Origin of the sequence: Clostridium sp. UBA5988, assembly GCF_002435615.1 — a bacterium.
GTDB lineage: Bacteria > Bacillota > Clostridia > Clostridiales > Clostridiaceae > Clostridium_J > Clostridium_J sulfidigenes.
In genome coordinates this window covers 1-8,667 of record NZ_DJBA01000048.1, presented here as the reverse complement: position 1 = coordinate 8,667, position 8,667 = coordinate 1, and the positions used below count along the sequence as shown (strand labels likewise).

Sequence of the window (8,667 nt, the reverse complement as noted above, 5' to 3'; positions counted from 1 at the left end):
ACAACTATTTTACCACCCAGGGCTATAAAGTCAGTAGTGTTAGCTATAACCAATGGAATATCTAATGCTATTAAAACTTCATGGAACGCAATAAAGACCATAACATCTACTGTATGGAATGGTATTAAAAATATAATAATAGGTATTTTAAATGGTATAAAAGGAACTGTTCATGGCACCATAAATATTATAAGTAGTATTATCTCAGGAGTTTGGAATGGAATTAAAACAGTTACAGTAGCAGTATGGGGAGGCATAAAAACAGCTATTACAACTCCAATTAATCTTGCAAGAGATGCTGTTAAAAATGCTGTAAATGCTATCGTTGGATTTTTTAGGAATATAAGACTTCCAGAGATAAGAATACCTAAGATTAAATTACCTCACTTTAGATTAAATGGAGAGTTTAATTTATTACCTCCTAGAGTACCAAGTTTATCTGTAGAATGGTATGCAAAGGGTGGTATTTTTAATAGACCAAGTGTTATAGGAGTAGGAGAAGCTGGAACGGAAGCAGTATTACCAATAGATAGATTAGATGATATTTTAGCAAAGGCATTAGAGAAGATAAAGGTAAAAGGGAATGGCAATGATAATGGATTGACACTTCATATAGAGAATTTTATAAACAACACAGATAAGGATATTGAACAAATTGCCTATGAACTTGAGTTTTATAGACAAAGAGTTGTGATGGGAAAGGGAGGTAATTAGCATGTTAAGTTTTAGCTTTGGTAATAAAGATAGCTATAAAGATTATGGTATTTTAATTGCTAAAAGACCTACAATTCCTTCACCAAAACGCAGAGTATCCTATGTTTCTATTCCTGGGAGAGATTCAAATATAAAGTTTGATGAAGAAACCTATGAGGATATAACCATTTTAGTGGAATGTACTTTAAAATCAAGAGAAGATTTAGCAGATAAAATAGATGAAATAAAGGGTTGGCTTTTTAATAGTGGTGAAGCAAATCTCATATTTAATTTTCAATCAAATAAAAAGTATATAGCACAAGTTGTAAATGCCATAGATTTTAAATCGGTCTATAGAGCTATAGGAGTTTTTCCTATAGTGTTTAATTGCAAGCCATTTAAATATGAAGTTAGTAATCAGGTTATAGAGGTAAATAAAACTGAAAGTATTATAAATAATATTGGAACTTTAGACAGTAGTCCTATCATAACTGTTTATGGAAGTGGAAATATTGAGCTATTAATAAATGATGCACTTATAAAATTAAAAGGAATTAATAATAGCATAATCATAAATAGTGATATAGAGGATTGTTATAATGAAGCTTTAGAAAATTTAAACTATAAAATGGAAGGAGATTTTCCAAAGCTAAAAATAGGAGAGAATAAGATAAGCTGGGTAGGAAGTGTTAGCAAAATAGATATTTTACCTAATTGGCGGTGGCTATAGTGATTTATATTTATGATAAGAAAACTAAAAAAGGTGAATTTGAAAATAATGGACTTGGTAAATTAAATGAAGCTATTAAAGCAGAAATTACCCAGGAATTAAATGGTGAATACAGCTTATATTTAGAGTATCCAGTTAAATCTAAAAAGGCATTGTACCTAGAACACTTCAATATTATAAAGGCCAACAATCAACTATTTAGAATATATAAGGTAGAGAAAAAGCAAGATAATAATAAAATAATTATGGTTTGGGCTAAGCACATTTTTTATGACTTGGCCTTTTATTTTATAGAGGATGAAAGAGCGGTACAGTGTAGTATAAAAACTGCAATGGAGAAAGCTTTAGTTGATGAACTAGCATCAACTTATATAGTAGACAGTGATATCTTAATAAATAATACCTTATATATGGTAGAACTAAATCCAGTAGAAGCAATATTTAAAATCATTGAAAGATGGGGAACCGGTGAACTATATAGGGATAATTATAATATTAAAATACTAAAGCAAATTGGAAAAGAAACAGGGATGTTAATTAAGTATGGAAAAAATATTAGAGGTATTAAGGTTACCAGTGATACCACCGACTTAGCTACTAAGATTTATCCTAAGGGCTTCAATGGTATAACACTAGCTGAAAAATATATAACTATACCTAATTTTGATAGTTCAATGTATCCACCTTTTCATATTATAAAGGCTGTGGAATTTAAAGATGCAGCTGATGAACCTACCTTAAGGATAATGGCAAAGGAGTATGCAAAGACTAAGGGATTTGCTAACGTGAACATAGAAGTAGACTTTATAGAAATTAGTAAATCAAAGGAATATGAAAATTTTAAAGGTCTTCAGCAGGTTAATTTAGGGGATTATGTTTTAGTAAAGTATGAAGAATTTGATATAGATGTAATGGTAGAAGTAATTAAGATAAAACAGGATCTACTAAGTGGATGGAATACAAAAGTTGAGCTTGGTCAGCCTAAGACTAGAGGGCAAAGTGATTTTACAGCAATGATAAGTACAGTAAGAGATGAACTAGGAAACAAGGTAGCTCAGGCACTAACTAGTATGCTCTATTATGCTAACTCACAGGAGGTTATAGTTTCAACTACTGAGGTTCAACCAATATACTTAGGGATTACTGCAGTATCAAGTACAAATTTAAGCGTTAATTTATCTATAAGCTGTAATGCAAGTACAGCTAGCACCTTAACTATAAAGATACTTTTAGATAATTTAGAGGTACCCTTTAAACCAAAACAGAAACTGGAGCAAGGTGATAATATTATAGGAATACCACTAGGGATACCACAGGTTGGACCAGGAAATCACTATATAGGAATAAGTTTAAAAACTGATAGTGGAACAGTGACAGTACCAATATATAATCTTCAGTGTATGATTGATGGAAGAAATCTTCAAGGTGGTATGAGTGCAGAACCACCACATGCAGAAGTAGTTGAAAATATTAATATAATTAATCCTTCGCAGATATTAGAAGAATATCAAACAGGTATAACTATTAATGAAGTTATAAGAGCAAGTGCAGTACAAGAAGTAATAGTTACCGATACTAATATAGGAAATGTTGAGAGTGATGTCACAATAGAACTTATATAAAGTAAAGGAGTGTGTTAGTAAAGATTAGGAGAGGAGAGGTGTTATGTATAGAGAAACTATATCTTTTAATGAAGATTTAGTAAATAATAATATGACTAAATTAAATAAGATAAAACCTATCTCTAATATTAGGGGAAGAGCTACAGTTGAGCTTTTTGATTCAAAGACAAGAAGTAAGGTTTATCATGCAGAAACTGAAAACTTGATTAATGATTCAGTGGTAAAACTTATGTTTCTTGAATCTTTTTATAGAAGACTGATAGTTGGGGGAAATGTTCAAAGTGGTTATATTGATTTTCCTTTTAGAAGAATATATTTAACTGATTATGATGGGGTAGAGAATGCTAGTGAAAAATATATGAAAGGAAATACCATAGGATGGTGTGATAAAAATGAACCTTATTCGGGAACTAATACATTGCAAGGTACAATAAATTTATCTGAAAGCTATTATAAGCCAGAAGAAGACGGCAAAATAAAAATACATTTTGTATTTGATTTTCCTACTCATTCAGGAAATGGAACCTTTCAAACGATTTATTGGTATCAAGGAGATGGAAGGGAAACATTATATGCGCCTAATATAAATACTGCAGGTGGTAGTTCTACTATAGACAGTAAAAATACTACTATATGTAGCTTGAAATCAATAAGTTATTATTGTTCAGACTATGATAATATTGGATATGGTTTATACTCCACTACAATTTCATCTGTTACCTATAGAACCTTTAAAAGTTTCTTTCTAGATAGCTGTGGAAATAATCAAGATAACGATAACTATTTTTATAAAGCTGATGGTTCAAAGTTAACTACTAATGATTTTAGTATAAATGGAATATCTGCTGATTCTAATTATCTGTATTTATACTACAATAAAAATAGTAATATAGATATTTATAACTTTCAAAAGGACGGTACATGGGTAGGGAATACAAGTAGAAGTGCAAGTAGTTATAAAGATGCAACCGGGAAAATACCTACTATACAATCCTTTGAAGTAGTAGATGGAGTACCGTATATGACAGTATATTATTCTATAAATGGGGTTAATGTAAATCATCTTCTGAAGCTAAATAGTAGCTATAGCATAGAAACAGACTATATTATAGATACACCTAGTTATGCAGATAGTAGTTGGAATATAAGTATAGCAGGAAAAACAAAAGAATATTGGGTATTTAGTGATGCTAGTGGATTACTACACCTATATGATAACTCACTTAAACCTATATTTAATGGAATATCTGCAAGTAAGGCTATGACTTCAGTAAGTAGTAGAAAGTATTTCTTTAGCAAGAATCATAATTATGGATATTGTTTTGGAGTGTGGAGTGGATCAAGCTATTATTACTATGCATTTGGACCATCTCTTATAGGAGCGCAAACACTACTAGCAGCTCCGGTGACTAAAACACCAACTAACACCATGAAGATACAATACGATTTTATAATTGACAATATTCTAGACGGTATATTTTAGACTTCAATACAAAAAAATATATATAGAGGGGATGTATTTATGAAAGACATATTAAGTGTGTTTCAAGCTATCTTTGCAGCCATTGGAGCTTTTCTAGGAGGAATCTTAGGAGGTTTAGATGGCTTTCTTTATGCCTTAATTATATTTGTCATAATTGACTATGTCACAGGTGTAATGCGTGCAATATTAGAAAAAAAGTTATCTAGCAGCTTAGGTTTTAAGGGGATTTTTAAAAAGGTTCTTATTTTTGTATTAGTAGGTATATCACATATTGTAGACACTAAGATTTTAGGCAGTGGTAGTGCAATTCGCACCGCTGTTATTTTTTTCTACACTTCTAATGAAGGGATAAGTATTTTAGAAAACTCAGCAAAGATAGGACTACCGATACCAGAAAAGTTAAAGCTTGTGCTAAAACAATTAAATAAGGAGAGTGAAAATAATGGCTAGACTATGTTTTGATTATGGACATGGGGGACGAGATCCAGGAGCTTGCTATAATGGAAGAAAAGAATCTAGTGATGTATTAAGCATTGGTAGAGATGTAGCAGAAGAGATTAGAAGACATGGAGTTATTGTAGATGAGACGAGAACTTCTGATACTACATTAAGTCTAAATGATAGAAGTAACTTTGAAAATAGAAACACTTATGATTACTTTATATCCTTTCATAGAAATGCCTATAGTCCTGAGAAAGCAACTGGTGTTGAAACCCTTATTTATTTGAATCCAGGTGAAGCAGCAAAAGTAATGGCAGAAAAAATTCAAATTTCAATGGTAGGCTTAGGATTTAAAAATAGAGGTGTTAAAAGAAAAAATCTTCATGTTCTCAGGGAAACAAAGGCTCCAGCAATATTAATTGAACTAGGCTTTATCGATAACACTATGGATAATAATTTGTTTGATAAAAAGAGAAATGAAATAATAAAGGCCTTAGCAAAAGCTATTCTTGCACAAATAGATATTAATTATATAGAACCTTCGTCATCAACACAACCAGGAAGTGGACAAACATTTTATAGAGTTATGGCAGGTTCCTATAGGAATAGAAAGAATGCAGAAAATCAAGTACAGAAATTAAAGAGAGCAGGTTTTGATGCTGTAATTATGATATTTAATAAATAGCTACCACTTATGGTTTAGGTAGTGGTTTTCAATTTTATATTTCTTGACTTCTATTATTTTTAGAGTGATATATGTTAGTACCAATTTGATAGAAAGGAGTAATTAGAGTGCGTGTAAGAATTATTGAGCCTATATTAAAAGTGCAGAAGAAAAAGAAAAGAGTATGTGCTTATGCAAGAGTTTCTACTATTCATGATAAGCAAGGAGAATCTTTAGATAATCAAGTACAATACTATGAAAATATTGTTTCTAGTAACCCAGAATATGAATATGTTGGAGTTTTTCAAGATAGAGGAATAACAGGGTTTACAGGTAATAGACCAGAGTTTCAAAGAATGCTCCATCTATGTAGAGAAGGGCAAATTGATATAATAATTACAAAGTCTATATCTAGATTTGCAAGAAATACAGCTGTTGTTTTATACACTGTAAGAGAATTAAAAAATTTAGGTATAGAAGTTAGATTTGAAAAAGAAAATATAAATACCCTATCAGGGGACGGTGAGTTAATGCTTGCCGTCCTTTCTTCTTTTGCACAGGAAGAAAGCAGAAATGTAAGTGAAAACTTAAAATGGAGAGCTAGAAAGCAGTTTCAACAAGGTGAGTTAATGATTAATACTACAAGATTCTTAGGGTATGACAAGAATGAATATGGAGAGTTGGTTATAAATATTAAAGAAGCAGAAGTAGTAAATAGAATTTATAATGATTACCTTTGTGGAAAAAGTTCATCTAAAATAGCTAAGGAGTTAAATAAAGAAGATATTCCTACTGTAGGTAATAAGACCTGGCACAATAGTACAATTATAGGAATTTTAAAAAATGAGAAATACAAAGGAGATGCTATACTTCAAAAATACTATACACCAGAACATTTAAAGAAAACTTCAATTAGAAACAATGGAGTTATAGATAGTTACTATATAAGAGAAAATCATTCACCTATTATTACAAAAGAAATGTGGGAACAGGTACAAGAGGAAATTAAGAGAAGAGGAATTACAAAAGGAAACGTTTTAGGAGACTCAGATAAGTACACTAAAAGGTATGCATTAACAGGAATGCTTTACTGCAGTAAATGTGGATCTACCTTAAGGAGAAGAACTTGGAACAGTAAAAACTCTAGTAAAAAGATAGTATGGCAATGTAGTAATTATATTAAAAACGGAAAAGATGCTTGCAATGGAACATCAATAGATGATGAAGTTATCAGTAGGCTTAATATAAAGGAAGAAATTATTGTTAAGGAGGAAGTTAAGGATGGCAAGAAACATTACAGTTATACCTGCAAGAGCAAACAGAACCAATTTAGCACAAACCATAGAACCACAGAAAAAGAGAATGGCAGCTTATTGCAGAGTATCAACAGACCAATTAGAACAGTTATCAAGCTATGAAGCACAGGTTAATTATTACACAAATTATATAAATGGACATTCAGATTATGAGTGTGCAGGAATTTATGCTGACGAAGGTATTTCAGGAACAAACACTAAAAAGAGAGAGCAGTTTAATAAGATGATAGAGGATTGCAAAGCAGGAAAAATAGATATGATAATAACCAAATCTATAAGTAGATTTGCAAGAAATACTCTTGATACCTTGAATTATGTAAGGAGCCTTAAAGAATTAGGTATTGGGGTAATTTTTGAGAAAGAAAATATTAATACGTTAGATTCTAAAGGTGAAGTTTTACTTACAATTTTATCCAGTTTAGCGCAAGATGAAAGTCGCTCAATATCAGAAAATTCGACATGGGGTATCAGAAGGCGGTTTGAACAGGGCAAGGTGACAGTAAACCATAAAAAGTTTTTAGGATATGATAAGGATGAAGAAGGAAATTTAATAATAGATGAAAAACAAGCCAAGATAGTAAGAAGAATTTATAAGGATTACCTTGATGGAAAAGGTTCAAATAGAATTGCAAGAGAACTTGAAGAAGAAGGAGTTAAAGGCTGGAATGGCAAATCTAAATGGTATGAAAGTACAATAAGAGGAATACTAACTAATGAAAAATATAAAGGAGATGCCTTGCTTCAAAAGACTTATACAGTAGATTTTCTTTCGAAGAAGAGGGTAGAGAATAACGGAGAGGTTCCGCAGTATTATGTTGAAGAAAGCCATCCAGCAATTATAGATAAAGAAATGTGGGAAGCAGTACAGTTAGAAATGGATAGAAGAAGGGTATTTGCTGAAACCTATGGTGTATATAAATTAGATTATGCAACACTAGATAACCCTTTTTCAGGAAGAGTTATATGTGGATATTGTGGTAGCATACTTGGAAGAAAGACATGGCATTCTACAAATGAAAAGCTCAGAAGAAAAGTTTGGATGTGTAGTAATAGGTATAAAATAAAAGGTGAGAAAGGCTGCACCAATAAACATATTGATGATAGGGTTTTATACCAAGCTTTTATAAATACCTTTAATGCAATTATTGAAAATAAAGATTACTTTATGGAGAAGTGGAAGGATGCACTTAAAAGTGAGAATATTTTAGTAAGATATAAGTCAAAGCAGTTTATAAAAATAATTGAAAAGGCAGAGTCAATAAAAGAATTTGATGTAAATCTATTTTTAAATCTAATAGAGAAAATGACTGTATTTGAAGGGGAAAAGATTATTGTAAGTTTGCTTCATGGGATTGAAATAGAAGTTGTGTTGGAATAATAAATTTAGTGTAGATCCAGTTGGAGTGATGAAGATTCACTTTGACTGGTTTTATATAAAAATATACATAAGCAAATTTAAAATAATTTTTTGTATACTTTTAAGAAAAATATATTAGTAATAAAGTAATAGTAGAATTACAACTTTATTACAGAGAAAAAATTAAAAAAAAAGATAATTTTTGAAGAAAGAGTGACGATAGTAAAAAAATGATATTTGTTGTCGAAACAATATGGTAGACAAAACAAGAAAATACAATTATTATGTATTTATACAAAATATGTTTTGTGAAATTGAAGTATTTTGTATAAAAAAGACTTAGATAGTGTAAAGTGTGGTA

The 8,667-nt window shown here is 30.7% G+C and carries 7 protein-coding genes and 1 pseudogene; all 8 read left to right on the top strand.

The annotated features are described in order from the left end of the window. Positions 1–714: pseudogene (locus B3J31_RS11445) on the top strand (phage tail tape measure protein); the annotation flags it as partial. Position 715: 1 nt separating this feature from the next. Next, positions 716–1,423: a distal tail protein Dit gene (locus B3J31_RS11440; protein WP_346866669.1), complete on the top strand. Its 708-nt coding sequence runs from the start codon at positions 716–718 to the stop codon at positions 1,421–1,423. Next, positions 1,423–3,045 carry a phage tail spike protein gene (locus B3J31_RS11435; RefSeq protein ID WP_346866670.1) on the top strand — a complete coding sequence of 541 codons (1,623 nt, stop codon included), beginning with the start codon at positions 1,423–1,425 and terminating at the stop codon, positions 3,043–3,045. Before B3J31_RS11440 ends, B3J31_RS11435 begins: the two co-directional genes overlap by 1 nt. A 43-nt stretch (positions 3,046–3,088) precedes the next feature. Continuing rightward, positions 3,089–4,528 carry a hypothetical protein gene (locus B3J31_RS11430; RefSeq protein WP_346866671.1) on the top strand — a complete coding sequence of 480 codons (1,440 nt, stop codon included), beginning with the start codon at positions 3,089–3,091 and terminating at the stop codon, positions 4,526–4,528. 39 nt (positions 4,529–4,567) lie between these two features. Next, a complete protein-coding gene (locus tag B3J31_RS11425; RefSeq protein ID WP_346866672.1) occupies positions 4,568–4,978 on the top strand; it encodes a phage holin family protein in 411 nt (136 codons plus the stop codon). Further along, entirely contained in the window at positions 4,971–5,654 is a 684-nt protein-coding gene (locus B3J31_RS11420) for an N-acetylmuramoyl-L-alanine amidase (protein ID WP_346866673.1), read from the top strand. The genes B3J31_RS11425 and B3J31_RS11420 overlap by 8 nt, the downstream gene beginning before the upstream one ends. Before the next feature lie 107 nt (positions 5,655–5,761). After that, complete coding sequence (locus B3J31_RS11415) at positions 5,762–7,051, top strand: recombinase family protein (protein ID WP_346866674.1); 1,290 nt, start codon at positions 5,762–5,764, stop codon at positions 7,049–7,051. Then, the gene (locus tag B3J31_RS11410) at positions 6,996–8,327 is read left to right on the top strand and encodes a recombinase family protein (protein WP_346866678.1); all 1,332 of its coding nucleotides are present in this window, start codon (positions 6,996–6,998) and stop codon (positions 8,325–8,327) included. Before B3J31_RS11415 ends, B3J31_RS11410 begins: the two co-directional genes overlap by 56 nt. Positions 8,328–8,667: the final 340 nt, after the last annotated feature.